This window comes from Agromyces protaetiae (genome assembly GCF_030866785.1).
Taxonomy (GTDB): Bacteria; Actinomycetota; Actinomycetes; order Actinomycetales; family Microbacteriaceae; genus Agromyces; species Agromyces silvae.
The window spans coordinates 2,120,779-2,147,750 of the sequence record NZ_CP133018.1; the positions used below are offsets into that span (position 1 = coordinate 2,120,779).

The 26,972-nt window shown below is 70.6% G+C and carries 25 protein-coding genes and 1 tRNA gene; 14 read left to right on the forward strand and 12 right to left on the reverse strand.

Translation table 11 applies throughout. The annotated features are described in order from the left end of the window. Position 1 precedes the first annotated feature (1 nt). The 5 genes from QU602_RS09835 to QU602_RS09855 form a co-directional block, all read right to left on the reverse strand. Complete coding sequence (locus QU602_RS09835) at positions 2 to 868, reverse strand: DUF3097 domain-containing protein (protein WP_308796259.1); 867 nt, start codon at positions 866 to 868, stop codon at positions 2 to 4. A gap of 9 nt (positions 869 to 877) precedes the next feature. After that, positions 878 to 4,411, reverse strand: a complete 3,534-nt coding sequence (locus tag QU602_RS09840; protein ID WP_308796260.1) for an error-prone DNA polymerase — start codon at positions 4,409 to 4,411, stop codon at positions 878 to 880. A gap of 47 nt (positions 4,412 to 4,458) precedes the next feature. Next, the gene (locus tag QU602_RS09845) at positions 4,459 to 5,991 is read right to left on the reverse strand and encodes a DNA polymerase Y family protein (RefSeq protein ID WP_308796261.1); all 1,533 of its coding nucleotides are present in this window, start codon (positions 5,989 to 5,991) and stop codon (positions 4,459 to 4,461) included. 1 nt (position 5,992) lies between these two features. Next, positions 5,993 to 6,745 (reverse strand): hypothetical protein, encoded by a 753-nt coding sequence (locus tag QU602_RS09850; protein WP_308796262.1) that lies wholly within the window; start codon positions 6,743 to 6,745, stop codon positions 5,993 to 5,995. 220 nt (positions 6,746 to 6,965) lie between these two features. Continuing rightward, complete coding sequence (locus QU602_RS09855) at positions 6,966 to 7,376, reverse strand: DUF6157 family protein (RefSeq protein WP_308796263.1); 411 nt, start codon at positions 7,374 to 7,376, stop codon at positions 6,966 to 6,968. Positions 7,377 to 7,458: 82 nt separating this feature from the next. Here QU602_RS09855 and QU602_RS09860 point away from each other — a divergent pair, with 82 nt between their 5' ends. Continuing rightward, positions 7,459 to 8,313 (forward strand): helix-turn-helix domain-containing protein, encoded by an 855-nt coding sequence (locus QU602_RS09860; protein ID WP_308796264.1) that lies wholly within the window; start codon positions 7,459 to 7,461, stop codon positions 8,311 to 8,313. A gap of 138 nt (positions 8,314 to 8,451) precedes the next feature. Here QU602_RS09860 and QU602_RS09865 read toward each other — a convergent pair. After that, positions 8,452 to 8,535 (reverse strand) — tRNA-Leu (locus QU602_RS09865). A gap of 121 nt (positions 8,536 to 8,656) precedes the next feature. Between QU602_RS09865 and QU602_RS09870 the strand changes: the two genes are divergently transcribed. Then, on the forward strand, positions 8,657 to 9,982 hold the full coding sequence (locus tag QU602_RS09870; RefSeq protein ID WP_308796265.1) for a M20/M25/M40 family metallo-hydrolase: 1,326 nt from the start codon (positions 8,657 to 8,659) through the stop codon (positions 9,980 to 9,982). Between the two features lie 84 nt (positions 9,983 to 10,066). Beyond that, entirely contained in the window at positions 10,067 to 10,885 is an 819-nt protein-coding gene (locus QU602_RS09875) for an undecaprenyl-diphosphate phosphatase (protein WP_308796266.1), read from the forward strand. A 19-nt stretch (positions 10,886 to 10,904) separates the two neighbouring features. Here the strand turns inward: QU602_RS09875 and QU602_RS09880 are convergent, their stop codons facing one another. Next, on the reverse strand, positions 10,905 to 11,840 hold the full coding sequence (locus QU602_RS09880) for a proteasome assembly chaperone family protein (protein ID WP_308796267.1): 936 nt from the start codon (positions 11,838 to 11,840) through the stop codon (positions 10,905 to 10,907). An 80-nt stretch (positions 11,841 to 11,920) separates the two neighbouring features. On the opposite strand from QU602_RS09880, the gene QU602_RS09885 reads away from it, so the two are divergent. The 9 genes from QU602_RS09885 (at position 11,921) to lnt (ending at position 22,047) form a co-directional block, all read left to right on the forward strand. Further along, positions 11,921 to 12,664, forward strand: coding sequence for an HAD family hydrolase (locus QU602_RS09885; protein ID WP_308796268.1), 744 nt, complete (start codon positions 11,921 to 11,923; stop codon positions 12,662 to 12,664). Further along, positions 12,661 to 13,707 (forward strand): tRNA (adenine-N1)-methyltransferase, encoded by a 1,047-nt coding sequence (locus QU602_RS09890; protein ID WP_308796270.1) that lies wholly within the window; start codon positions 12,661 to 12,663, stop codon positions 13,705 to 13,707. Before QU602_RS09885 ends, QU602_RS09890 begins: the two co-directional genes overlap by 4 nt. A 72-nt stretch (positions 13,708 to 13,779) precedes the next feature. Next, the gene (locus tag QU602_RS09895; RefSeq protein ID WP_308796271.1) at positions 13,780 to 14,688 is read left to right on the forward strand and encodes an FKBP-type peptidyl-prolyl cis-trans isomerase; all 909 of its coding nucleotides are present in this window, start codon (positions 13,780 to 13,782) and stop codon (positions 14,686 to 14,688) included. A gap of 70 nt (positions 14,689 to 14,758) precedes the next feature. Beyond that, positions 14,759 to 15,802, forward strand: a complete 1,044-nt coding sequence (locus tag QU602_RS09900; protein WP_308796272.1) for a helix-turn-helix transcriptional regulator — start codon at positions 14,759 to 14,761, stop codon at positions 15,800 to 15,802. After that, complete coding sequence (locus QU602_RS09905) at positions 15,802 to 16,782, forward strand: helix-turn-helix transcriptional regulator (protein WP_308796273.1); 981 nt, start codon at positions 15,802 to 15,804, stop codon at positions 16,780 to 16,782. Before QU602_RS09900 ends, QU602_RS09905 begins: the two co-directional genes overlap by 1 nt. Positions 16,783 to 16,855: 73 nt before the next feature. After that, on the forward strand, positions 16,856 to 17,125 hold the full coding sequence (gene tatA, locus QU602_RS09910) for a twin-arginine translocase TatA/TatE family subunit (protein WP_308796274.1): 270 nt from the start codon (positions 16,856 to 16,858) through the stop codon (positions 17,123 to 17,125). 5 nt (positions 17,126 to 17,130) lie between these two features. Beyond that, a complete protein-coding gene (gene tatC / locus QU602_RS09915; protein ID WP_308796275.1) occupies positions 17,131 to 17,943 on the forward strand; it encodes a twin-arginine translocase subunit TatC in 813 nt (270 codons plus the stop codon). A gap of 27 nt (positions 17,944 to 17,970) precedes the next feature. Further along, complete coding sequence (locus QU602_RS09920; protein WP_308796276.1) at positions 17,971 to 20,397, forward strand: DEAD/DEAH box helicase; 2,427 nt, start codon at positions 17,971 to 17,973, stop codon at positions 20,395 to 20,397. A gap of 54 nt (positions 20,398 to 20,451) precedes the next feature. After that, positions 20,452 to 22,047: an apolipoprotein N-acyltransferase gene (lnt, locus tag QU602_RS09925; protein ID WP_308796277.1), complete on the forward strand. Its 1,596-nt coding sequence runs from the start codon at positions 20,452 to 20,454 to the stop codon at positions 22,045 to 22,047. Between the two features lie 15 nt (positions 22,048 to 22,062). On the opposite strand, the gene QU602_RS09930 is transcribed toward lnt, so the two are convergent. From QU602_RS09930 to QU602_RS09945, 4 genes are all read right to left on the reverse strand, one after another. Beyond that, a complete protein-coding gene (locus QU602_RS09930; protein WP_308796279.1) occupies positions 22,063 to 22,425 on the reverse strand; it encodes an RNA polymerase-binding protein RbpA in 363 nt (120 codons plus the stop codon). 83 nt (positions 22,426 to 22,508) lie between these two features. Further along, positions 22,509 to 23,246, reverse strand: coding sequence for a glycerophosphodiester phosphodiesterase family protein (locus tag QU602_RS09935; protein WP_308796280.1), 738 nt, complete (start codon positions 23,244 to 23,246; stop codon positions 22,509 to 22,511). A 7-nt stretch (positions 23,247 to 23,253) separates the two neighbouring features. Beyond that, complete coding sequence (locus QU602_RS09940) at positions 23,254 to 24,183, reverse strand: SPFH domain-containing protein (protein WP_308796281.1); 930 nt, start codon at positions 24,181 to 24,183, stop codon at positions 23,254 to 23,256. After that, the gene (locus QU602_RS09945) at positions 24,183 to 24,653 is read right to left on the reverse strand and encodes an NfeD family protein (RefSeq protein ID WP_308796282.1); all 471 of its coding nucleotides are present in this window, start codon (positions 24,651 to 24,653) and stop codon (positions 24,183 to 24,185) included. The genes QU602_RS09940 and QU602_RS09945 overlap by 1 nt, the downstream gene beginning before the upstream one ends. Before the next feature lie 147 nt (positions 24,654 to 24,800). Here QU602_RS09945 and QU602_RS09950 point away from each other — a divergent pair, with 147 nt between their 5' ends. Continuing rightward, on the forward strand, positions 24,801 to 25,574 hold the full coding sequence (locus QU602_RS09950; protein ID WP_308796283.1) for an SDR family oxidoreductase: 774 nt from the start codon (positions 24,801 to 24,803) through the stop codon (positions 25,572 to 25,574). A gap of 73 nt (positions 25,575 to 25,647) precedes the next feature. On the opposite strand, the gene QU602_RS09955 is transcribed toward QU602_RS09950, so the two are convergent. Next, complete coding sequence (locus QU602_RS09955; protein WP_308796284.1) at positions 25,648 to 26,253, reverse strand: HdeD family acid-resistance protein; 606 nt, start codon at positions 26,251 to 26,253, stop codon at positions 25,648 to 25,650. A gap of 396 nt (positions 26,254 to 26,649) precedes the next feature. Here QU602_RS09955 and QU602_RS09960 point away from each other — a divergent pair, with 396 nt between their 5' ends. Beyond that, a complete protein-coding gene (locus QU602_RS09960) occupies positions 26,650 to 26,958 on the forward strand; it encodes a hypothetical protein (protein WP_308796285.1) in 309 nt (102 codons plus the stop codon). Positions 26,959 to 26,972 lie beyond the last annotated feature (14 nt).

Genomic DNA, 26,972 nt, shown 5'->3' on the forward strand with positions numbered 1-26,972 from the left:
ACTAGCCCGCGGGCGCCGTGACGAAGTCGATGAGCTCCTCGACCCGGCCGAGCAGTGCGGGCTCGAGGTCGCCGTAGCCGCGCACGCGGCCGAGGATGTGCTGCCAGGCGCGCGCGATGTCGGCCTGTTCGGCGTGCGGCCAGCCGAACGCCTCGCAGACACCGTGCTTCCACTCGGTGCCGCGCGGGATCACGGGCCAGGCCTCCTTGCCGAGGCGCGCGGGCTTCACGCCCTGCCAGACGTCGATGAACGGATGCCCCACGACGAGCACGTGTGCGCCGTGCGGTCCGCGCGCGACCTGGTCGGCCATGCGCTGTTCCTTCGACCCGGGCACGAGGTGGTCGACGAGCACGCCTGCGCGCCGCCCGCGCCCGGGCCGGAACTCCGCGAGCACGTCGGGCAGCTTGTCGACGCCCTCGAGATACTCGACGACGACACCTTCGACACGCAGATCGGCGCCCCAGATCTTCTCGACGAGCTCGGCGTCGTGCCGGCCCTCGACGAAGATCCGGCTCGGCAGCGCGACCTTCGCGGGAGCGGCGTCGGCCACGAACGACCCCGATGCGGTGCGCAGCCGCCCGGCGGGCGCCGCAGCGGGCTTCTGCCGCACCAGCTGCACGGCCTCGCCGTCGATCAGGAACCCGTGCCCGAGCGGAAACTGGCGGCGCCTGCCGAACCGGTCCTCGAGCACGACATTGCCCTGCTCGACGCCGACGACCGCACCGCAGAACCCGTCACTCGCGAGCTCGACCACGAGATCGCGCGACACCGGCACCTCGGGGATCACCTTGCGGCCACGAGCGCGCCAGTCGCCCGAGAGCACATCGTTGCCGTAACGGTCGGGTCCTGAGTCGAATGGTGCGGGCACCGGACGAGGCTAACGGAAGTCGCGCGAGCGGTGCGGCGCCGACACGGTGAGCGACTCGAACCGGTCGGCGACGACGTTCACGACGCCGTCCGTGCTGCGTTCGAGGACGCCCCGCACGATCATCGCCGGCGCCTCGCGCGCGACCCGGCGGTACCGATTCCACACGCCGACGCTCGCGATGATGTTCACGGTCCCCGACTCGTCCTCGACGTTCAGGAACGTGATGCCCGACGCGGTCGCCGGCCGCTGCCGGTGCGTGACCACGCCGCCGACCTCGATGCGCCGCCCCGACTCGGTCTCGCGCAGCCGGTCGACGCGGATCACGCCCCGCTCGTCGAGCCGGTCGCGAATGTGCCGGATGGGGTGGTCGTCGGGCGAGATGCCCGTCGCCCACAGGTCGTACACGACCTGCTCGGTGTCGGTGAGCAGGGGGAGCAGCGGCGGCTGCACGACCACGACCGAGCCCGGCAGGTACTCGGGCCGGTCCTGTGCGGCCTCGCCCGCGAGCCACAGCGCACGGCGCCGGTCGAGCCCGAAGGACGCGAACGCACCCGCGGCCGAGAGCGCCTCGAGCTCGGCGGTCTCGAGCCCGACCCGGCGCGCGACATCGGGCATGTCGCGGTACGGCCCGCCCCGGTCGCGTTCGACGACGATGCGCTCGGCGAGCGCGGTGCCGATCGAGCTCACGTCGGCGAGCCCGAGCCGCACGGCGTAGGCGCCGTCGCGGCGGTGCTCGGCCGAACGGTCGGGCGCGTCGCGCTCGAAGTCCGGCACCGGCGGCTGTACGCGATCGGTGCATCCGTCGAGCCCGGTCGGGCCGGGCAGGCGACGGCGATGCGCGGATGCCTCGGCCGAGGCATCCGCTGCCCCGGCGCCCGGCCCATTCGAGCCGGATGCTCCGCCCGAGGCATCCGCTTCACCCAGCGCGAGCGCCTCGAGCGAGGCATCGACCCCCGAGAGCTGGATGTCGGGCCGGCGCACCTCGACGCCGTGCCGTCTCGCGTCGGCTGTGAGCGTCTGCGGCGAGTAGAAGCCCATGGGCTGCGCGCGCAGCAGCGCAGCGAGGAACGCCGCCGGGTAGTGCAGCTTCAGCCACGAGCTCGCATAGACGAGCAGCCCGAAGCTCAGCGAGTGGCTCTCGGCGAAGCCGAAGTTCGCGAACGCCTGGATCTTCGCGTAGATCGTGTCGGCGGTCTCGTCGTCGATGCCGTTCTCGGCCATGCCCGCGTAGAGCCGCTCCTTGAGCGACTCGATGCGCTCGACGCCGCGCTTCGAGCCCATCGCCCGGCGCAGCAGGTCGGCGTCGGCCGCGCTGCAATTGCCCACGGCCACGGCCATCTGCATGAGCTGCTCCTGGAACAGCGGCACGCCGAGGGTGCGCTCCAGCACGGGCACGAGCTTCGGGTGCAGGTAGGTCACGGGCTCTTCGCCCGTGCGGCGCCGGATGTACGGATGCACCGCGCCGCCCTGCACCGGACCGGGCCGGATGAGCGCGATCTCGACGACCAGGTCGTAGAACCGGCGCGGCCTCAGCCGGGGGAGCGTGCCCATCTGGGCGCGGCTCTCGACCTGGAACACGCCGATCGAGTCGGCACGGCACAGCATGTCGTAGACCGCGGCCTCCTCCTTGGGGATGGTCGCCAGCTCCCACTCCTCACTGGTCGTGTCGCGGATGAGGTCGAACGTGTACTGCAGCGCCGCGAGCATGCCGAGCCCGAGCAGGTCGAACTTCACGAGCCCCATCCACGCGCAGTCGTCCTTGTCCCACTGGAGGACCGTTCTGTTCTCCATGCGGGCATGTTCGATGGGCACGACCTCGCCCACGGGCCGGTCGGTGAGCACCATGCCGCCCGAGTGGATGCCGAGATGTCGCGGGAAGGTGAGCACCTGCTCGGCGAGCTCGACGACCTCGGCGGGGATGTCGTGGTCGTCGGTCTCGACGACCGACCCCCAGCGTTCGACCTGGCGCGACCACGCGTCCTGCTGCCCGGTCGAGTAGCCGAGCGCCTTGGCCATGTCGCGCACCGCCACCTTGGGCCGGTAGCTGATCACGTTCGCGACCTGTGCGGCGTTCTGCCGGCCGTACTTCGCGTAGACGTACTGGATGATCTCCTCGCGCCGGTCGGAGTCGAAGTCGACGTCGATGTCGGGCTCCTCGTCGCGGAGTGCGGACAGGAACCGCTCGAACGGCAGCCGGTAGTAGATCGAGTCGACCGCGGTGATCCGCAGCACGTAGCAGACCGCCGAGTTCGCGGCGGAGCCACGGCCCTGACACAGGATGCCGCGGCTGCGGGCCTCGCGCACGAGGTCGTACACGATCAGGAAATAGCCCGGGAAGTCCTTCTGCTCGATGACGTCGAGCTCCTGTTGCAGGCGCTCGCGCACGTCGTCGGGCACACCCGGATAGAGCTCGTCGGCGCCGCGCCACACGAGCTCGCGCAGCCAGCTCATGGGCGTGTGCCCCTCGGGCACCTGCTGCCTCGGCAACTTGGGCCGGGCGCTGCGCAGCGTGAACCCGAGCTCCTCGGCGAGTGTCACGGTGTGCGCGACCGCGCCCGGGTAGCGCGCGAAGCGCGCGGCCATCTCGGCGCCCGAACGCAGATGCAGGCCGTCGGAGGCCGGCAGCCAGCCATCGAGCTCATCGAGGCTGCGCCTGGCTCGCACGGCCGCGAGCGCGTGCGCGAGCCGGTGCTCGGGCGGGGTCGCGTAGTGCACGGCGTTCGAGGCGATGAGGCGCACCCCCGCGCGGGCCGCGAGCGCGGCCAGTTCGTCGTTGGCCGGCTGGTCGCCCGGGTGCCCATGATCGAAGAGCTCGACGACGACCTGGTCCCGCCCGAACAGCGCGACCAGCCGGTCGAGCTCGCGCCACGCGGCATCCGGCCCGCCCTCCGCGAGCGCCCGGCGCACCGTGCCCTTGCGGCACCCGGTCGGGATCACCCACTCGCCGCCGGCACGAGCCGCGAGCTCCTCGAGGTCGTAGACCGGGCGGCCCTTCTCACCACCCGCGAGCTGTCCGGCGGTGATGGCCGCGGCCAGCCGGTGATAGCCCTCTTCACGGCGCGCGAGCACGAGCACGTGGTCGCCCTCGGGGTCGGCCTCGCCCATCTGCGGCCCGCTGAGCCCGAGCGAGAGCTCGGCACCGAACACGGTCGCAAGGGAGGGGAACGCCTCGGCGGCCTCGGCGAAGCGCACCAGCCCATAGAACCCGTCGTGGTCGGTGATCGCGAGCCCGGAGAGTCCGAGCCGGTGCGCCTCCTCGACGAGCTGCTCGGGCGTCGAGGCGCCGTCGAGGAAGCTGAACGCCGAGTGCGCGTGCAGCTCGGCATACGGCACGACCGGGCCGGCCGGCGTCTCGAGTCCCTCCGACGGCCGGTACGGGTGGCGTTTGCGGCTCCACGCCGGGCTGTCGCCGCCGTCGGCGATGAGGCCGGCACTTCCAGGGACCAGGCTGGCGCCGCCGCCGCCCCGGCCGTCTGGGCGGCGCCGGTCGGAGAGCTTGCGTTCGAGCTCGGACCAGGGGATCTCGGGGTTGTTCCAGCCCATGTGTCAGCTCCCGGCCGTGTCAGCGCCCGGCGATCTCAGTCCGGTCATCAGTCGTACCTCGCCTCGGCCTGCCAGCCGTCGTCGTCGTGGACGAGCAGCCAGGCGCAGCCGTCGGCGTCGACGATCTGGAAGCGGTGCACGCGTCTCGCGCGTTCGGCGTCCCACCAGCGTTCGACGATGGGCCATGGGCCGGCCCAGGCCCGAATCGGTCGCGGTCGGCCGTTCAGCGCGGCGGCCGAGAATTTCACGGGCGGCGCGGGCAGATTGCCCCGCGCGTCGATCGAGACGGATGCCCCGGCGTCATCCACGAGCGTCACGGGAGGCCGCTCGCGGAAGACGCTGGCTGGTGCGAGAGTGGGCAGGCTCCCGGGCCACGGTGCGGCAGCGGGAGCGGGCGCGGGGTCGCCCCAAGGCACGAGCACCTGCCGGTCGGCGAGCAGCCGCCCACCGACGACGGCGGGCGTCGCGACGGCTTCGTGGCCGAGCATGCTCTGCACCCGGGTGAGCCCGTGGTGCACACGCTCGTCGGGCCCGCCGCCCCAGAGTCCGTCCTCGTGGTTGCCGGTGGAGTCGACGCGCTCCGGCACGACCCGAACACGCACGATCGGCGAGGCGAGGCCCGCTTCGGCGCTGCTCGCGCCCTGCAGCTGCCAGCGGATCCGGTCGATCACATCGGCCGCCGTGAACCACCGGGGATGCAGCCATTCGCGGCTCGAATGCCCGCCGCGTTCGTCGTCGAGGTCGACCCGGATCGCGGTGCACACCAGCCGGGTGGCGCGCATCCGGTCGATGAACTCGTCGGCGCGCACACGGAACGCGAACGCGAGCTGGTCGACGCGGTCGAGCGGCGGCTCGAACTCCTGCTCGACCGCGAAGTCGGGCGGTGGCGTGCGCGGGTCGACGCGCGTCGCCTCCCGGCCCGCGGCGAGATCGTGCGCGAACGCCCCGGCCGCGCCGAACCGGCGGCGCACGTCGGCGACGGGCAGCGCGGCGAACTCGCCGAGCGTCCGCACGCCGAGCCGGTTCAGCAGGGTCGCGGTACGCGGGTCGACGACGAGCCGCACGGGGAGCGGCGCCAGGAACGCGGCGGATGCCTCGGGCGGCACGATCCCGATGACGGCGTCGCGCGTGCTGCGCGCCGCCTGCTCGGCGGCGAAGGGGCCGTCGGAGACGCCGACGCGCGCGTGCGGCACGTCCGCCGTGGCCGCGGTCTCGAGCAGCGCACGGGCGGCGGACTCCTCACCGCCGTAGTAGCGCACCGGCCCTCGCGCGCGCATCGCGATCGTGCCGGGGCGGACCAGCTGCACGCCGGGCACCGCCTCCTCGATGAGCCGGACGACGGGCTCGAAGGCGCGCGCATCGAGTGCGGCGTCGTAGGGCAGCACGGTCAGTGCGGGGGAGCGCAGCTGCGCCTCGCGGAGCTTGAGCCCGCGGGTCACGCCGTCGCGGCGGGCCGTGGCCGAGCACGCGAAGACGGCTCCGCCGTCGGTGAGGACCACCGCGGCGCCGTCGTCGAGGCCGTGCTCGCGGATCGCCGCGAACACCGGCCAGTCGGGGCACCAGAGCACGATGGTACGCATCTCAGCCCGCTCTGCGGAAGTCGACGTGCGCGACCTCGCCCGCCGAGGCGAGGTCGGCGGCGGGCGCCGCGGGTCGTTCGGCCGGTGCGCGGTCGGGGGCGACCGAGGCGCCACGCGACAGGTCGGGGAGCCGCAGCCTCGCGTGCGCCGGGCGGCCGAGACCGCCGCGGCCGGCGGTACGGACGACCACCTCGCGTTCGGTGAGCGCTCCGTGGCCCAGCTCGAGTCCGCTCCAGCCGCTCTCGCCGACCTCGAGCACCGTGTCGGCGCCAGGCCACTCGCCCGCGGCGATGAGCACGCCGCCGCGCTGTCTGAGCCGCGCGGTGAACCGCGACGTCTCGGCGGGGGAGAGCCGGCCGATGGGCTGGACGGCCACCACCGGGATCACATCGGCGAGCGCGGCCGTGACCGTGAGCCACTGCCGGCCGGGATCCGGGACCAGCACGAGCCGTTCGAGCGCGATGCCGAATCGCGCGGCGGCCTCGACGCCGAAGTCGGGCAGGCCGACGACCGCGGTCCAACGGCCGGCCGCCGATGGCCCGGCGAGCAAGGACATGAGCAGGCTGGTCGAGCCGACGGCCTGCACCACCGTGCCCTCGCGGAGGCTCCTGCCGGGCAGCACCGCGGCGAGGGCGGGGTGGGTCGGGACGGACTTCGCGTCGAGCTTGCGCGCCTCCATGCCGCGGATGCGCGACTGCAGCTCGCCGACCCGGTCGAACCGGGTGTCGGGGGACGCAGCCGCTACAAGACTCACCAGTACATCTTCGAACATACGTTCGAATACGGCAACCCGGAGGAGGACGCTCGGCCGCCGGCAACAGTCGAGCTTACGCACGACATGTCGCTTGCGTAGCGGCTCCGATCGGCGACGAACGGGGCGTACCAGGCTGCGCCCAGCACGTACTAGGCGAGGGCTGCCAAGGTGACGGCCGGCCGATTCAGATGAGCGAACGCAGTGAGCATGGAGACTCCCGTCAGGCTCGCTTCGAGCGCATCGCTTTGAGCTGCTTCTTCGAGGAATCAGCGGCAAAGGATCGGTATTCGTCGGAGCCGAGCGGCACGAGAGCAATCCGGCCGTCGTCGTCGTGATGGATGCCCCAGCCGTACCGCTTACCCAGCGGAGAGGCTCGCATGCAGGCCTGGTCTTTGGCGAAGAACGCCTCCCGCGCGGCGGTGCGATCCTCGAAGGGTATGGATTGGCGGGTCGCATACACCTCAAACAGCACATCGTCGCTGGTGAACTCGTAAGGATGTGCTGAGATGAGCGCGTACTGCAACGCCGCCACGGTCAGAGCCTTGCCGCTGACAGGCGGTGCACTCGCCGTCTCGACCGGGCAGTCGTCTGCAACCTGGATGAAAGTGCCGGTGTAGTTCGTGCTTCCCACATCTCCAATTTCGCCCGAGTGGGCGAGCCCGCAATAGCAAAAAAGCGACAGCTTGGCGAGGCCGCCTGGGAGGATGGTGGCCGTGACCGTCAGCCGTGATGCGCGTGAGCGCTCGATCACCGACTCAGAGCGATCCGGTGTGCTCTATCCGGATCGGCTGGCACGATATGCCGCGAGTTGGATCGCACCCGATCCGGCCGTGTCGGCGGTGGTCGATCAGTACTGGCATGTCTCGTGGGCACTGGATGAGGGCGAACGGTTGGATCAGCCGATCATCGACTTGCCCGCGGTGAACGTGACCGTCGAGGAGGGCGATGTGCCTGCACCGCTTGTGGTCACCGGGGTGCATGGTCGTGCGTGGCGACGCATCATCCAGGGCACCGGGCAGGTATTCGCGATCCGGCTACGGCCGGCAGGGCTGGCTGTGCTCAGCGATCTCGCCCCGCCGCACGTGGCCGATGCCACAGTACCGCTCACCGCCATGCTCGACTCTCGCCTGCATACGCTCATGCGCACCATCGCCGCCGGTTCCGACCCCGGCGAACGCGCACGAGCGGCAGACCGCGCGATCGCAGGCGTTCTTATGAAGCACGCACCGACACCGGCGGGATTGCTCGCGAACGAGGTGTTGGACGAGTTGCGGGATCGCATCCACCGGAGAATCGGCCCGACGCTTGCTGAGCGTTTCGCGCGGAGCGAGCGGACTATTCAGCGCGCCTGCATCGACACGCTGGGGCATGGGCCGAAGTGGTTGAGCCGTCGTATCCGCCTCCAGGAAGTCGCCCTCACCCTGGCTACCCGGCCCGATGACGATCTCGCGGCTATCGCTGCAGATCTTGGCTACACCGATCAGTCTCACCTCACACGCGATCTCCGAGCTGCCACCGGCATCACCCCCGATGCCTATCGCCGAGCCCTCCACGACTTGACGACCTGATCCCAGGCTCCTACGCGGCCGACCTGATCAGACATCAGCTCTGTTGTCCTCTGAACCCCAATAGCCCCGGGCTGGCCCACGCCGTGACCGGAAACACGAAAGGCCGGGTCGTGATCGACCCGGCCTTTCGACAACGCGTGCGCGAGGGGGGACTTGAACCCCCACGCCCGTTAGGGCACTAGCACCTCAAGCTAGCGCGTCTGCCATTTCCGCCACCCGCGCGTTGTCTCGGCCCGTGATCGCTCAGCGGGCCGTAGAAGACATTAGCACGGTTTGCGAGAGCCATTTCACCACTGCGGGACGCCCGACAGCGGCCCTGGACGCGCACGATAGCGTGGAGCACATGGCCGAGGCATCCGTCACCGAGACCCCCGCGATCGAGCTGTCCGAGACCGCGATCATCGCACGCGATCTCATCCGTCTCGACACCGTGAACTTCGGCGAGGGGCGCTCAAATGGCGAGCGCGAGGCCGCCGAGTATGTCGAGGCGCGGCTGCGCACGCTCGGTCTGGCGCCCGAGCTCTTCGAATCCGCCCCCGGCCGAGCGAGCGTGGTCGCACGCGTGCCCGGCCGGAACCCCGAGAAGCCCGCGCTGGTGCTGCACGGGCACCTCGACGTCGTCCCCGCCGACCCGCGAAAATGGACCGTCGACCCGTTCGGCGGCGAGATCAAGGACGGCATGCTCTGGGGTCGCGGCGCCGTCGACATGAAGGACATGGACGCCATGATCCTGACCGCGCTCGGCGACGTGCTCGACGGCGGCGGCCAGCCCGAGCGTGACCTCGTCGTGGCGTTCTTCGCCGACGAGGAGGCCGGCGGTCAGTTCGGCGCGAGCTGGCTCGTCGACACGCACCCCGAACTCTTCGCCGGCGCGACCGAGGCGATCAGCGAGGTCGGCGGGTACTCGATCGAGGTCGGCGGGCAACGCGCGTACCTGCTGCAGACGGGGGAGAAGTCCCTGCTCTGGATCCGGCTCGTGGCGCACGGTGTCGCCGCGCACGGCTCCCGGCTCATCCGAGAGAACGCCATCACTCGGCTCGCCGCCGCGATCGCGCGGCTCGGCGAGCGCGAGTGGCCGCTGCGGCTCACCGACACGACCGAGGAGCTGCTCGGCGAGATCGCGCGGGTGCTCGGCGTGGATCCGGCAGAGACGGCACCCGACGAGCTGGCCCTCGCGGCCGGCTCCGCCTCCGGATTCATCACCGCGACGCTGCGCACCACGGCCAATCCCACCGGGCTCACCGCCGGGTACAAGCACAATGTGATCCCCGACCGGGCCGAGGCGCTCGTCGACATCCGCACGCTGCCAGGCGAAGAGGACGCGGTGCTCGCCGAGGTGCAGCGCCTCGTCGGCGACGACATCGAGATCGAGATCGTGCACCGCGACGTCGGCCTCGAGTCGCCCACGTCCGGCCCGCTCGTCGACGCCGTGCGCCGCTCGCTGCAGGCCCACGATCCGGGCGCACCGGTCTTCCCGTACCTGCTCTCGGGCGGCACCGACAACAAGTCGCTCAGCCGCCTCGGCATCCGCGGGTACGGCTTCGCGCCGTTGCGCCTGCCGAGCGACCTCGACTTCCCGGCGCTCTTCCACGGGGTTGACGAGCGTGTGCCGCTCGACGCGCTAACCTTCGGTAGTCGGGTCCTTCGGGATCTGCTTCGCGACTACTGACCCACGAACCAGCAGACCAGAGCAGGTCTCATTCCGTGCACCTCGTTCCCGCAGCCGCCTGCGGGGCGGAAGGAGGACCCTCACGTGCTCGAAGCGCTCATCCTCGGCCTCGTCCAGGGCCTGACGGAGTTCCTGCCGATCTCGTCGAGCGCGCACCTGCGCATCCTCGGCGAGTTCCTGCCGGGCGCGCAGGACCCGGGTGCGGCGTTCACCGCGATCACCCAGATCGGCACCGAAGCGGCCGTCGTGGTGTTCTTCTGGCGCGACATCGTGCGGATCGTCTCGCACTGGTTCGGGTCGTTCACGGGCCGCGTGCCCCGGAACGATCCAGACGCGCGCATGGGATGGCTGATCATCGTCGGCTCGGTGCCGATCGTCGTGCTCGGGCTGCTGTTCCAGGACGAGATCGAGACCACGTTCCGGTCGCTCTGGATCGTCGCGACCATGCTCATCGTCTTCGGCATCATCCTCGGCCTCGCCGACTGGGCCGGCAGCAAGGTCCGCAAGCTCGACCAGCTGACGGTCGGCCACGGCGTCGTGTTCGGCTTCGCGCAGGCACTCGCTCTGATCCCCGGCGTCTCCCGGTCGGGCGGCACGATCACCGCCGGCCTGCTGATGGGCTACGAGCGTCCCGCTGCGGCCCGCTACGCCTTCCTGCTCGCCATCCCCGCGGTGTTCGGCTCCGGCTTCTACCAGGTGTTCAAGAGCATCGGCGAGCCGTCGGTCTACGGCCCGATCGAGACCGCGGCCGCGACGCTCGTCGCCTTCGTGGTCGGCCTGGTCGTGATCGCGTTCTTCATGAACTACATCTCGAAGCGCAGCTTCCTGCCGTTCGTGATCTACCGGATCGTGCTCGGCGGCGTCATCATGTGGCTGCTCGCGGCGGGCGTCATCCAGCCCTGACGACGACGGCCGGGCTTCGTCAGCTGTCGCGCGGGCGCCAGGGCTCGTCGCCGCCCCGACCGTCGCCGCCACGACCGTCGGCGCGACCGCCGTCGCCGCGCCGGCGCAGGTAGCGCTCGAACTCCAGCGCGATGGCGTCGCCGCTCGCCTCGGGGGCGTCGACCGCGTCGCGGGCCTGCTCGAGCTGGGCGATGTATCCCGCCATGTCCTCGTCGTCCGACGCGAGCGCATCGACGCCGGCTTCCCAGGCCTGTGCGTCGGCCTCGAGCGTGCCGCGGGGGATCGAGAGGCCCGTCAGCTCCTCGAGCTTGCCGAGCAGCGCGATCACCGCCTTCGGTGACGGCGCGTTGTGCACGTAGTGCGGGACCGAGACCCAGAGCGACACCGTCGGCAGCCCCGCACGCTCAGCCTGGTCGGCGAGCACGGTGAGCACCCCGACCGGTCCCTCATACCCCGGACGGTCGACGCCGAGCACGTCGCGGACATCGGAGTTCTCGCTCGAGGCGAAGACGATCAGCGGTCGGGTGTGCGGGGCGTCGGCGAGCATGGCCCCCAGGAACACGACGCCCTCGACGTCGGCCGCGAGCGCGGCGTCGACGAGCTCCGCCGCGAACGCCTTCCAGCTGCGCGCGGGCTCAGCGCCGATCAGCACGTGCAGTTTCTCGCTGCCGAGCCCCAGGTCGCTCTCGGGGCGCCCTGCGGCACTCGCGTCCGGCCCGAGCAGCGTGGCGCCCGGCCAGGCGAGCTCGCGCGTGCCGTCTTCGCCGGTCACGATCGTCGGCCGGTTGAACTGGTAGTCGTAGTAGAGCTCGGGGTCGACGGCGGCGTACTCGACGAGCTGCAGCTGTTCGGCGAGCAGTCGTGCCGCGCTCGAGGCGGCCTCGCCCGCGTCGTTCCATCCTTCGAAGGCGACGATGAGGAGCCTTCGGTTGCCGAACACGGTGGGATGTTGCACGAGTCGTCGTCTCGCTTCCCGCCCCGGAGCCTCCGGGGTCTCATTTTCCAGAATAGGCGCTGCCCGTAGACTAGCCCGTTGTGACTTCGCCCCTGCCCGCCGCCGCCCTCTGGGACATGGACGGCACGCTCGTCGATACCGAACCGTACTGGATGGCCGCGGAGGTCGAGCTCTTCGCCTCGTTCGGCCTCACCTGGACCCATGAGGACGGGCTGCAGGTCATCGGCCTGGGCCTCTGGGAGTCGGCTGAGCTGTTCCGCCGGCACGGCGTCGACCTCGAGCCGGACGCCATCGTGAACCGCCTGACCGACCGGGTCCGGGAGCTCGTGGCCGAGCGCGGCGTGCCCTGGCGCCCTGGCGCGAGGGAGCTCCTGAACGCGCTGCGCGAGGCCTCGGTGCCGTCAGCGCTCGTGACGATGTCCGTGCGCCGGATGGCCGAGGACATCGTCGCCGCGATCCCGTTCGACGCATTCGACCTGATCGTCCCCGGCGACGAGGTGACCGAGCCGAAGCCCCATCCTGAGCCGTACCTGCGCGCCGCGGAGCTGCTCGGCGTCGACATCGCCGACTGCGTCGCGTTCGAGGACTCGCGCGCCGGCGTCACCTCGGCCGCAGCTTCGGGCGCCGTCACGATCGGACTGCCGAACCTCCAGGACCTCTCGGGCACGGCGGCCGATCTGCTCTGGGACGGGCTCGAGGGCCGCACGGCCGGCGACGTCGCCGACGCGGTCGCGCAGGTGCGCCGCGGTGCGGGCCGCAACCTCGGCCGGGCGACGGATGTCCCGGCGGGTGCCATGACGGATGCCTCGAAGGAGACCTCGTGACCGACACGCAGTCATTCGGCGGACGAGGCGAGCGCAGCGGGCCGTTCCGGGCGGGCGATCGCGTGCAATTGACGGGCCCGAAGGGCCGGATGCACACGATCGCCATCGAACCGGGCAAGGTCTTCCACTCGCACAAGGGCACCCTCCCGCACGACGATCTGATCGGCCTGCCCGACGGCTCCGTGGTCACCAACCAGGTCGGCGTGGAGTACCTCGCGCTGCGGCCGCTGCTGAGCGACTTCGTGATGTCGATGCCACGCGGCGCGGCGATCGTCTACCCGAAGGACGCGGCGCAGATCCTCGCGCACGCCGATATCTTCCCCGGCGCCACGGTGGTCGAGGCGGGCGTCGGCTCGGGGGCGCTCTCGCTCTGGCTGCTGCGCGCGATCGGCCCGCAGGGCCGGCTGATGTCGTTCGAGCGGCGCGAGGAGTTCGCCGACGTCGCGCGCGGCAACGTCGAGACGTTCCACGGTGCGCTGCCCGAGAACTGGTCGATCACGCTCGGCGACCTGGCGGAGGCGTTGCCCGAGACCGCCGCCGAGGCATCCGCCGACCGGGTCGTGCTCGACATGCTCGCGCCGTGGGAGGTGCTCGGCGCCGTCACCGATGCGCTCAAGCCCGGTGGCGTGCTGCTCTGCTACGTCGCGACGGTGACGCAACTGTCGCGGGTCGCCGAGGCGATCCGGGCGACCGGCGCGTACACCGAGCCGGCGGCCAACGAGACCATGGTGCGCGGATGGCACGTGCAAGGGCTCGCCGTCCGTCCCGATCACCGCATGATCGCGCACACCGGCTTCCTGCTGACCGCGCGACGGTTGGCACCAGGCACCGTGCTGCCCGAGCTCAAACGTCGTCCGTCGAAGACCGAGTTCAGCGATGAGGACGTCGAGGCGTGGACGCCGGGCGCACTCGGCGAACGCGCCGTGAGCGCCAAGATCCTGCGAAAGCGGGTCCGCGCCGCGAACACCGCCGCGTCGCTCGCTCGAGAGTCCGACTCCGACCCCGAGCCCGCTGCCGACGAGGCGCCGGGCGAACCCCGGTAGGCTTTCATCGCCCGTTCCACCCCTCCCGGAGCCGCCGGCCGAAGGCCGCTCCCACCGAAGAAACGAGGATCAGTGCGCTCGTCACTCGCGCTCATCGCCGCCGCCGGCGTCGCCGTCATCGCGCTCGCAGGCTGTGCGAGCGCCTCGGCCCCAGCCGCGACCCCCGGAGACTCGTCGTCGGCGGTCACTGTACGTGGCGAGTTCGGCGAGATGCCGCGCGTGTCGTTCCCGACGCCGCTCAGCCCGGCCGAGACGCAATGCACCGAGGTCATCGAGGGCGAAGGCGACTACCTCCAAGAGGGTCAGGTGGCTGAGGTCGGTCTCGCATACTTCAGCGGTGCGTCGGGCGAGCTCGCGATCGCGAGCGGGTTCGGCGCGTCGGAACAGGTGCTCCTGCCGTACGTCCCGAACACACCGGAGGCGTTCAACGTCGCACTCGGGTGCGCACGCGAGGGATCGCGCGTCGTGGTGGTCGCACCCGCAGAGGCGGCGTTCGGCGAGCAGGGCAACCCGAGCGTCGGCATCCAGCCCGGCGACAGTGTGGTGGTCGTCATGGACGTCGCACGCGCCTTCCCGGGTCGCGCCGATGGCGCTGTCGCCCTGTCCCGCGACGGCTTCCCGGCGGTCGTGCTCGCCCCGAACGGACAGCCGGGGGTCACCGTGCCGAACGCGGACCCGCCCGCCTCGACGCAGACCGAGGTGCTCAAGCGCGGCAGCGGCGAGACCGTCGAGAGCGGGGACCAGCTGCTCGTGCAGTACACGGCGGTGAACTGGGCGAGCGGCGAGGTCACTCAATCGAGCTGGGAGAGCGGCACGCCGGGCCTGTTCGTGGTCTCCGAAGACGGGAGCGCGCAGGCGCCGCCCGGACTCTCCGAGGAGCTCATCGGTCAGACCGTCGGCTCGCAGGTCGGCGTGATCGTGGTGCCCGAAGACGGCTCCGACGTGATCTTCTACGTCATCGACATCCTGGGCGTGGCCTGAACGCTCGACGGTGCGCGGCGCGCGTCGACCGCCCGGTGCGTCGCGCCCGCCGAGCACTATGATCGCTGCTGTGGACGGGGAAGAAGCGGTGCGCCGTGCGCCGCAGGTGGCGGCGGTCGACCGCCAGTTCAGCCTGGTCCTCGCATTGCTCGCGACGGAGTCCGGACTGCTGAAGAGCGAGATCCTGTCCACCGTGCGCGGGTACGCGGAGAAGTACGTCGAGCCGGGTTCGAACACCAACCTCGAACGGCAGTTCGAGCGCGACAAGGATGCCATCCGTGATCGCGGCATCCCTCTGGAGACGATCGAGTCGCCCGACCGGCCAGGCGACAACCAATCGCTGCGCTATCGGATTCCGAAGGGCCGGTACGAGCTGCCCGACACCGTGCGGTTCACGCCGGACGAGGTCGCGCTCCTGGGTCTCGCGGCTGAGGTCTGGCGGGAGGCCTCACTCTCAGAGGACTCGCAGCGCGCGCTGACGAAGCTCCGCGCGCTCGGCATCGAGCCGCGCGAGCCGGTGATCGGCTACGCCCCGCGGCTGCGCGTGCGCGATGCCGCGTTCGAACCGCTCCGTCGAGCCCTCGACCGGCGGCAGACCGTGCGATTCCGGTACTTCAAGCCGGGTTCGGCGGAGCCGCGACTGCGCACTGTCGATCCGCTCGCGGTCGTGTTCCACGAGGGCCGCTGGCATCTCCACGCGTACGACCACGGGGTGGATGCGCCTCGGACGTTCCTGCTCTCACGGATCACCGGACCCGTCGACCCCGTCGCGGGCGCGACCTTCGACGCCGCCGAGCCCGGCGTGCAGGACCGCATCCTCGCCGAGCTCGACGCGCTCAGACAGCGGAACATCGCGGACCTCGCGGTCAGTGCCGGCAGCGACGCCGAGGTCCGGCTGGGCCGTCGTGCCGTCGAACGCGATGAGGACGCGGGCGTGATCCGCCTGCACTACACCGACGCCGCGGTCTTCGCCGACGAGCTGGCGGGCTATGGCCCCGAGGTGCGCGTGCTCGCGCCCGCGACGCTCACCGCCGCGGTGCGCGAGCGGCTCGGCCGCGTGTACGCCGCGCACCGCGACGACACGGGTGCCGCCGGCGATGGGAGCGGGGACTGATGGCTCAGCAGAAGGGCCGGACGGCGCCCGATCAGCTCGTCTTCCTGCTGTCGCTGGTCCCGTACCTCCTCGAGCAGCGCGTCGTCGACGTCCCGACCGCCGCCCAGCACTTCGGCGTCACGGAACGCGAGCTCCGCGACGCCGTTCGGCTCATCGCGACCTCGGGGCTTCCCGGCGCGACCGGCACCTACCAACCGAACGACCTGTTCGACATCGACTGGGACGCGTTCGACGACGACGACGTGATCGTCATCGTGCACCACGTCGCGATCGACGATGCGCCGCGGCTCTCAGCTCGTGAAGCGGCGGCGCTGATCGCGGGCCTCCAGTACCTGTCGGCGCTGCCCGAGAACGCGGGAAGCACGCAGCTGCCCGCGCTGCTCGCAAAACTCACCGCCGGCGCGTCGGCCGAGCCGACCCGGCTCGCCGTCGCCGAGACCGCGGCCGACGAGACACTCGCGCTCGCCCGGCGCGCGGTCACCGAAGGGCGGCAGCTCGAGTTCGACTACCGCAACGCGATCGGCGAACGCGGCCGACGCACCGTCGACCCGCTCCGCATCGCGTCGCTGGGCGCCGATTGGTACCTCCAGGCCTATTGCCACACCCGTGAGGACGTCAGGAACTTCCGGGTCGACCGGATGAGCGCACTGCTCGTCAGCGATCTGCCGATCGGCGACCACTCCGGTCACGAGTTCTCGGAAGCGCTCTTCCACGGCTCGGATACGGATCTCGACGTCGTCGTCGACGTGGTCCCCGACGCACTCCCGCTCATCGCCGATTATCTCGCCGACGCCAGCGCCGACGAGGTCGAAGGCCGCTCCCGGGTGACCCTCCGACTCGCGCACTACCACGGGCTCAAGCGGCTCGTGGCGGGACTGCCCGGCCTCGTGACCGTCGTCGCCCCGGCCGAGGCGCGCGCCGTCGTCGCCGAATGGGCGGCGGCCGGTCTGGCGGCCTCGGCCGAGGCATCCGGAGCCTGAACGCTCGCGACCCGCATCCGAGCCGGTAGACTGACCCGAACAGACGTTTTTCGGCGAGCATTGGACGAACCCCATGTGGCAAGGCTTCACCGGTTGGCATGCGCTGATCATCCTCGTGGTCATCCTGCTGCTGTTCGGTGCGCCGAAGCTCCCCGCGCTCGCGCGGAGCCTCGGCCAGTCGATGAAGATCCTGAAGAGCGAGGTCCGGTCGGACAAGGCCGACGCCGACACCGTCGACGACGACGGTGACACGCCCCGCGCGAATCGCTCGGCCGACGTGCCGTCGGCCGACGCGCACCCGAAGAAGGCCGCCGGCGGCACGGACTCCGGCACCGTATCCTGACGCCCGTGACCACCGTGAAAGGTCGCGGTGCGCGCAATCGTGAGCGACGGATGTCGCTTGCCGCGCACCTCATCGAGCTGCGCCGGCGGCTGTTCGTCTCGGCGATCGCGGTGGTGGTCGGTGGCGTCGTCGGCTGGCTGCTCACCGACTGGTTCGTGTGGGACGCGATCCAGGACCCGGTCCAGCGCGTCGCGGAAGCGCGTGCGGCCGACGGCCTCGACATCGAGACGGCGCTCACCTTCCCGACGATCGCGAGCGCGTTCGACCTCCGGCTGCAGATCGCCTTCACGATCGGCATCGTCGTCTCGGCGCCGGTGTGGCTCTACCAGATCTTCGCCTTCCTCGTGCCGGGCCTGAACACCCGTGAGCGCCGGTTCACGCTGGGGTTCTTCCTGTCCGCCATTCCACTGTTCTTCGCCGGCTGCGCCGCGGGCTGGTTCGTCCTGCCGAACATCGTCAAGCTGCTCACGAGCTTCGTGCCCGACGGCTCGATGTCGCTGCTGACCGCGCGCGAGTACATCGACTTCGTGCTGAAGCTCGTGCTCGCGATCGGTATCGCCTTCGTCGTGCCCGCCTTCATCGTGCTGCTGAACTTCGCCGGGGTGCTGAGCGCTGCGGGCATCATCAAGGCCTGGCGGATCGCGATCCTCGTGATCGTGCTGTTCACGGCGTTCGCGACACCGTCGGCCGACGTCGTCTCGATGTTTCTGCTCGCGATCCCGATGATCGGGCTCTACTTCGCGGCGTGGTTCATCGCGCATCTGCACGATCGGCGTGTCGAGCGCAGGCAGCGTGAGGAGTTCGGCACGGCGATCTAGTCGGGCGTGCTTGTCTAGGCTTGACGCATGAGCCTTTCCCCGGCCGAACGGTACGCGCTTTCCCGACAGCAGCGACGGCAGCCGAGGCTGGGGGAGTTCGCCGCGGAGCAGCGCTTCGACCTCGACCCCTTCCAGCGCGCCGCGTGCGCGGCGCTCGATGAGGGCCGGAGCGTCCTCGTCGCCGCACCCACCGGTGCGGGCAAGACCGTCGTGGCCGAGTTCGCCGTCTTTCTCGCCATGGCGGGCGACCGCGAGAAGGTGTTCTACACGACGCCGATCAAGGCGCTCTCGAACCAGAAGTATCAGGAGTTCGCCGACCGCTGGGGCGCCGACCAGGTGGGGCTGCTGACCGGCGACACGAACGTGAACTCCGGCGCGCGCATCGTGGTCATGACGACCGAGGTGCTGCGCAACATGCTCTACGCCGACTCGCCGCTGCTCGACCGGCTCGCCTACGTCGTCATGGACGAGGTGCACTACCTGGCCGACCGCTTCCGCGGCGCGGTCTGGGAAGAGGTCATCATCCACCTCCCCGAACGCGTGAGGCTGGTCTCGCTGAGCGCCACGGTGTCCAATGCCGAGGAGTTCGGCGACTGGTTGCAGGCGGTCCGCGGCGACACCGACGTGATCGTCTCCGAGGAACGGCCGGTGCCGCTCGAGCAGCACGTCCTCGTGCGGCAGAAGATGGTCGACCTGTTCGACTCGAGCGGTCAGGCCGCCACGCACCGGGTGAACCCCGAGCTGCAGCAGCTCGCGCGCGCGGGCGGGCGGTCGATCGGCACGAGGTCGCAGCGCGGACGCCGCGGCGGCGACCGCGGCCGCTTCCACCAGCCGAGCCAGGGCAGCCGCCTCGATCGTCCCGAGGTCGTGGCGATGCTGCAGGCGAAGCATCTGCTGCCCGCCATCGTGTTCATCTTCTCGCGCGCGGGGTGCGACCAGGCGGTGCGGCAGGTCCTCCGCAGCGGCATCCGGCTGACCGACACGGCCGAACGTGAGGAGATCCGCCAGGTCGTCGAAGCGCGCGCCCGGATGCTCCGCGACGAAGACCTGGCCGTCCTCGGCTACTGGGAGTGGCTCGAGGGGCTCGAGCGCGGCGTGGCCGCGCACCACGCCGGCATGCTGCCGGCCTTCAAAGAGATCGTCGAGGAGCTCTTCCAGGCCAAGCTCGTCAAGGTCGTCTTCGCGACCGAGACGCTCGCACTCGGCGTGAACATGCCCGCGCGTTCGGTCGTGCTCGAGAAGCTCGAGAAGTTCAACGGCGAGGCGCGCGTGCCGATCACGCCGGGGGAGTACACGCAGCTCACCGGCCGCGCGGGCCGGCGCGGCATCGACGTCGAGGGTCACTCGGTCATCCAGTGGGTCGACGGCCTCGACCCCGAGGCCGTCGCCTCACTCGCCTCTCGGCGCAGCTATCCGCTCAACTCGAGCTTCAAGCCCACCTACAACATGGCGGTGAACCTCGTCGACCAGTTCGGCCGGGAGCGGACGCGACAGATCCTCGAGCTCTCGTTCGCCCAGTTCCAGGCCGACCGCGCCGTCGTCGACCTCGCCCGCACCCTGCGCAAGCAGGAGGAATCCATGGCCGGCTACGAGCAGGCCATGCAGTGCCACCTGGGCGACTTCGGCGAGTATGCGGCGCTCCGGAGGCGGATCGCCGAGCTCGAGCGGCAGGCCGCGAAGGGCAACCCGACCCACGCGCAGCGCGAGAAGATCCAGCGCGAGATCGCGTCGGTGCGCAAGGCCATGCGCGCCCACCCGTGCCACGGCTGCGCCGAACGCGAGGCCCACGCGCGCTGGGCCGAGCGGTGGTGGCGGCTGAAGCGTGAGCACGACCAGCTGCAGTCGCAGATCCACAGTCGCACCGGCCAGGTGGCCAAGCGCTTCGACCGGGTGAGCGACGTGCTCCGCGAGCTCGGCTACCTCGAACGCGACCGGAACGGTGAGCTGGTCTCCACGTCGGCCGGCCGGATCCTGAAACGCATCTACGGCGAACGCGACCTGCTCGTGGCGGAGTGCCTGCGCCGCGGCCTCTGGGACGGCCTGGACTCCGCGGGCATCGCGGCGATGGCGGCCGCGCTCGTCTACGAGCCTCGCCGCGACGACCGCGGCGTCGAGTTCCAGTTGCCGAAGGGACTGTTCCGCGGTGCGCTCGACCGCACCGGCGACGTGTGGGCGACGCTCGACGATCTCGAACGCGACCACCGGCTCGCGGGCAGCGAGCCCCCGTCGCCCGCGCTCTCGCAGGCGATGTGGCTGTGGGCGCGCGGCGCAAGCCTCGGCACCGTGCTCGAGTCGATCGAGCTCGCCGCCGGCGACTTCGTACGGCTGACGAAGCAGGTCATCGACTTGCTCGACCAGATCTCGATCGTCGCTGAGGCCGAGCTGGGCGCGACGGCACGCGCCGCCATCGACGCCGTGCGTCGCGGCGTCGTCGCCGACGGCGCGCCGGCCTGAGCGGGCGCGCCGTCGTGGTCGGATGCCTCGCCGGGCTCGCTTAGGCTGATCATCATGCCCGACCGTCCGCGCCCGCTGCTGCCGTGGTGGGCCGCGATCCCGGTCGCCGCCGGTGGCGGCGTGGTCTACGACCTCGGGTTCCCGGAGGCCGGGATCTGGCCGTTCGCGTTCGCTGGCATCGCGCTCGCACTGCTCTCGCTCATCGGCCGCTCGGCCGGCGGCGCGCTCCTGGTCGGTTTCGTGTTCGGTGCGACCTTCTACCTGTTGCACGTCGACTGGACGAGCCGGTACCTCGGCCCGGTGCCATGGCTCGCGCTGTCGCTGCTCGAGGCGGCGTTCGTGGCGGTCGGCGCCCTGGCGATCGCCCTCGCGTACCGGTGGGTTCCCCGCGCCTGGCCGAGCACGTGGGTGCGGCTCGCCGCGCTCCCGGCGATCGTCGCGGGGCTGTGGGTCGCGCGGGAGGTCGCGATCGGCACCGTTCCGTACGGCGGGTTCCCCTGGGCACGCGCCGCACACAGCCAGGCGCTCAGCCCGTTCGCCGAGGTGGTGTCCTGGATCGGCCAGACCGGGCTCAGCGCCGTGATGGTCTTCATCGTCGCGGCGGCGATCGAATGGGTGAGGCTCCGCGGCTGGCGGGATCTGCGCACCCTCCTTCCCGCGGTACTGGCGACGGTGATCGCCGTCGCGCTGCCCGCCTGGCCGACGACGGCGTCCGGAGAGCTTCGCGTCGCGAGCGTGCAGGGCAATGGGCCTGCGGGGTACTTCGACGCGCGCGAGCGCGGCGACATCCTTGCGAGCCAGCTCGAGGCGACGCGGCCCATCCTCGACGAGCCGGGCATCGACGTGCTCGTCTGGCCCGAAGGCTCGGTCGACATCGACCCCATGCGCGACCGGGCCACGGCTCAGGTGCTCGACGATCTCTCGGCAGCGATCGACGGACCGGTGATCGTGAACACCGTCACCACGACGGGCGAGGGCGACGACGCGCGGTTCTTCAACACGTCCTTGAACTGGGTCGCGGGGGAGGGGGCGGTCCAGGAGTACTCCAAGCGGCACCCGGTGCCATTCGGCGAGTACATCCCCGACCGCGACTTCTACATGTTCTTCGCGCCCGACCTGATCTCGCTCGTGCAGCGCGGCTACTCGGCCGGCACGCAACCGCCCGTGTTCGACGTGGGCCCGACCCTCGCCGGCCTCGCGATCTGCTTCGACGTGATCTACGACGACGTCATCTGGGAGGGCGCGCGCGACGGCGCGGAGGTCTACTTCCTGCAGACGAACAACGCCGACTTCCGCGGCACCGATGAGAACCTGCAGCAGCTCGCGATCGCACGGCTTCGCGCGATCGAGACTGGCCGCTCGGTCGTGAACATCTCCACGGTCGGCACGAGCCAGGTGATGACCGCGGACGGCGAGACGATCGACGCGCTCCCGGCTGACGAGCCGGGGGCCATGGTGACGGATGTCCCGCTCCGCACGGGACTCACGCCAGCCGTCGTGCTCGGCTCGTGGATCCCCGGCACCATCACGACGCTCGCGCTCGTGACGCTCATCGCGGCGGGTGTGCTCGCGCGGCGTCGCCACGATCCCGTGACGGCACCCGGACATGCAGAACGCCGGTCCGTGGGGGACGAACCGGCGTCTGAGTAGAACGGGTGCGGAGGGTCAGGCGCTCTTCTGCTGACCGCGACGTGCGCGGAGCCACTGGAGCCGCTCTTCGAGCAGTTCCTCCAGCTCGGCACGGGTACGGCGCTCGAGCAGCATGTCCCAGTGTGTACGGGCGACCTTCTCACCCGACCGGTCGATCTCGACCGGCCTGGAGTCGACGAGCAGCGTGGCGGCATGACCGCAGAACCGGCACTCCCAGCTGTCGGGAAGCTCGGCCTCGGTCGAGAACGTCATCACCGTGTCGCGGCTGCAGTGCTCACAACGGTAGGTGTATTCCGCACGGTCGGCGAACACCACCCCGTCTTCGCTCTGCAAGCTCTGCGAACCGATACGCATGCCCCGAAGGCTCCGGTCTGCCATGGCGTCTCCTCTCGATCGTCTCTAGGTATAAACGATCAAGCTGGGCATTCCCTTTCCGGGCCCTGGACTTTTCCGGGGGATTCTCAGATTCGCTCACGAACCACGGCCACGGCGAGGTCGCATCGATCCGTCACGAGCCCATCGACGCCGAGATCGAGGAGCCGGCGCATCGTGGCCGGATCGTTCACGGTCCACGCGTGCACCTCGGCGCCAGCCGCGTGCACCGCGCGCACGAGACGGCCGGTGACGACCCGGGTCGGGGCCTGAAGCGCGCGGGCGCCTGCGAGCGCCGCGCGCATCGCGCGCCGGCTCGGCGTGAGCGCGGCGAGCAGTACACGCGCGACCCCGTTGCGCCCTGGCGAGGTCGCGACGCCCGGGAGCTCGCGCGCGAGGCGCAGGCGACGCTGCTCGGAGAAGCTCGCGAGCAGCACCCGGTCGATCGCCCCGGCCCGGCGGATCGCCTCGACCGTCGCGGGCACCGCCTCGTCGACCTTCACGTCGATGTTGAACCGCTCGCGGGGAAAGGCGTCGAGCGCGTCCGCGAGCGAGACGAACCCTGCACCACCGAGATCGAGGCCGATCAGATCCGACAGGTCTGAGCCGGCGATCTCGCCGATCCGACCGTCGGCGGAGACGAACGTCGCATCGTGCGCGAGCACCGCGACGCCGTCACGGGTGAGCCGCACATCGGTCTCGAGGTAGCCCGCGCCCGCGTCGAGGGCGGCCTGGAACGCCGGCACCGTGTTCTCGGGGACGTTCGTCGCGAGTCCGCGGTGCGCGAGGACGCGGGGGAGGGCGAGGTCGAAATACCCGGAGCCCACGGCCCGGTCAGGCCGTGCCGGCCGGACGCTCCGGTTCGCCGGTCGCAGCCGGCGCGCCCGGCGTGAAAGCCTTGCCGATGCCCTTCAGTGCCTCGGTCAACTCGCTCGGCACGATCCAGAGCTTGTTCGCCGAGCCCTGCGCGAGCTCCGGCAGCGTCTGCAGGTACTGGTAGGCGAGCAGCTTCGGGTCCGCGTCGCCCTCATGGATGGCACGGAACACGGTCTGGATCGCCTCGGCCTCACCCTGGGCACGCAGCACCGCCGCCTTCGCATCGCCCTCGGCACTGAGGATCGCCGCCTGCCGCGACCCCTCGGCCTCGAGGATCGCCGATTGCTTGGTGCCCTCGGCGGTGAGGATCGCCGCGCGACGGTCGCGCTCGGCGCGCATCTGCTTCTCCATCGAGTCCTGGATCGAGATGGGCGGGTCGATCGCCTTGAGCTCGACCCGGCCGACCCGGATACCCCACTTGCCGGTGGCCTCGTCGAGGACGATGCGCAGCTGGCCGTTGATGTTGTCACGGCTCGTGAGGGCCTCTTCGAGGTTCAGGCCACCCACCACGTTTCGAAGCGTCGTCGTCGTGAGCTGCTCGACCGCGCCGAGGTAGTTCGCGATCTCGTACGTCGCGGCCCGGGCGTCGGTGACCTGGAAGTAGACGACGGTGTCGATGGAGACCACGAGGTTGTCCTCGGTGATCACGGGCTGCGGCGGGAACGACACCACCTGTTCGCGCATGTCCACGAGCGGTCGCAGCCGGTCGATGAACGGGACCAGCACGTTCAGGCCCGGCGAGAGCGTCTTGTGGTAGCGCCCGAGCCGCTCGACCACGCCCGAGTAGGCCTGCGGGATGATCCGGATCGCCTTCGCGAGCGTGACGATCACGAAGATCAGGATCGCCAGCAACACGACCCAGAGGATGATGGTGGGGACGTCGATCACTACTGAGCGCTCCTCTCAACCGGCACGACGACCGCCGTCGCACCGTCGATGCCCGTGACGAGGATCTTCTCGCCCACCGGGACATCCGTCTGGTCGGTGATGGGGGACAGTCGCGCCGTCCAGATGTCACCGTTCTGCAGGCGAACCTGGCCGCCGACGCTCGTGATCGTGCGCAGCACCTGACCGTCGGCGCCGATCAGCGCGTCGATGTTGCTGAGGGCCGTGTCGCCCCCGCGCCTGAGTCTTCGCAACAGCGCCGGCCGGAGCGCGAGGATCAGCGCGACCGCGACCACCGCGGCGATGCCGAACTGCACGTACCAGGGAATCCCGAACAGGCCGGACACCAGCCCGGCGACACTGCCGAGGGCGAGCATGAGGAAGGTCATCTCGAGGGTGAAGATCTCGATCGTCGCGAAGACGAGGATCAGCACCAGCCAGGCGATCCAGGCGTACTGAGTGAGCACATCCACAATCCGACTCCTTCGCACCGCTCACCTCGAACCTATCAGGGCGTCCGCAGCCGGGGGAGGGCGGGGAGTCCGACCGGGGCGATTGATAGGGTCGGGTGCGAACCGCCGCTGCCGCGGCCGCAATCGATGTGAACGAGGAGCTTCCACGTGCCCAACCCCCTCGCCCCTGGCTCGCTCGAGGGTCGAGTCGCCCTTGTGACCGGCTCGTCCCGGGGCATCGGCGCCGACACCGCCCGCTACCTCGCCGAGGCGGGTGCCGCGGTCGTCATCAACTACCGGAGCAAGGCGCCACGCGCCGAGAAGATCGTCGCCGAGATCACCGCCGGCGGTGGCCGCGCGATCGCGGTCGGCGCCGATCTCACCGATCCCGAGTCGGTCGCGACGATGTTCGAGCGCGCGGAGACCGAGCTCGGAAAGATCGACCTGCTCGTCCTCAACGCGTCGGGCGGCATGGAGACCGGCCTCGGCGAGGACTATGCGATGCGCCTGAACCGCGATGCGCAGGTCAACGTCGTCGAGGGTGCCCTGCCGCACCTGGCCGACGGAGCGCGCATCGTGTTCGTGACGAGCCACCAGGCGCACTTCATCCGCACGACGCCGACCATGCCCGAGTACGAGCCGGTGGCGCTGTCCAAGCGGGCCGGCGAAGACGCGCTCCGCGAGAAGCTCCCCGAGCTGAACGACGCGGGGCTCTCGTTCGTCGTCGTCTCCGGCGACATGATCGAGGGAACCATCACGGCGACGCTGCTCGAGCGGGCGAACCCGGGCGCCATCGAGGCCCGCAAGCAGGACGCGGGCCGCCTGTACAACGTGTCGGAGTTCGCCGCGGAGGTCGCATCGGCCGCGGTCGATCCGGTGCCGGCCGACCACACGCGCTACGTCGGCGACGTGACGGGCTTCCGGCCGGTCTCGCTCGACTGAGCGGGGGAGTCGCTCTGACGACACGAGGCCGGCCGGGGCATCCGCCCCGGCCGGCCTCGTGTCGTCCCGACGACTACGCGCGTGCGGCGTGACGTCCGAAGGTGAATGCGCGGATGATCTGCAGGATGCCGAGCACGATCAGCGCGATGCCCGCGACCCAGAACAGCACGACCGCGCCCCAGAGCGGCGAGAAGAGCAGCACCACGCCGGCGATCACACTGATGATGCCGAAGAAGATCGCCCAACCGCGTGACCCGGCGTCGCCGGACTGCACCAGGGCGACGACGCCCTCCACGATCCAGAGGATTCCGACGAACACGCCGAGGAAGATACCCAGGATGATCGCGGACTCGCTCGGGTTCGCCAGCGTGACGACGCCTCCCACGATGAACAGCAGGCCGAGGACGATGTCGAGCGCCCGGGTTCCGCCCGAGATCCCCTTCGAGAAGATGCCGAGACCGAGGTAGGCGATGCCTGCGACGATGAAGTAGATGCCGAGCAGGAAGGCCAGGGCGATCGCCGAGTCCTTCGGCCAGAAGGTGATGAGGATGCCGACGATCAGCGACACGGCACCTGAGATGCCGAGTGTCGCGCGCACGGTGTTGATCGCGGACTTCGGCAGGCCCTCCGCATCGAGCGAGAACGAGGCGAAGACCGATCCGGACTGCGGTGTGGACATGAGCGTGGGTTTCCCTTCGGGAGACGAGGTCCGTCTGGGTCAGGGTAGGGCCGCGCCGAGTCTGGATGTCGAATGTGAACCCGCGAGTCGCGACACGCGTCATGCGTCGATGAGGTAACGCGATCTGGTGCCGCCTGCCATCCGGCCCCTACGATGACCGCCATGCGAAGCGCAAGGGTGAAGGGGCTTGTCTGTGCCGGGGCGCTCGTCGTGATCGCGGCGACGACGGCGTGCACCGGGCCGAACGCGACGTCTCCGACCGAGGGAGCTCCGGCCACTGGCGCTCCGACGGCGGACGCTTGGGACCCCGGCGACATTCCCGACCCTTCGGACCTCGTCCGGCTCCCGCCCGCGCAACGCGGCGATTGTCCGGTCGATCCCGCGGAGCCAGGTCTCGTGACCCTCGTCGTCACCTCCGACGACGACACGACCCCGATCGAGATCACCTTCCCGGTCTTCCGTGGCGACGGCACTCAGCAGGTGCGCCGGATGACCCAGCCGGGCCCGGTCGTCACGGTCGTGCAGGCCGACTGCACGGACGGCGTGACCGACGGCCCATGGGGATTCGTCGCGGAGGCCGCATCGGGGTCGCTCGCGTGCGCACTCTTCTTCGGCGGCAAGCTCGTCGCGAGCGACAGCGCGTCCGCAGAAGGTGGATCGGAGAGCGGCGTGCGGGCGGACTGCACGGGGCATCCCGGTATGTAAACAACGGTGTGAAT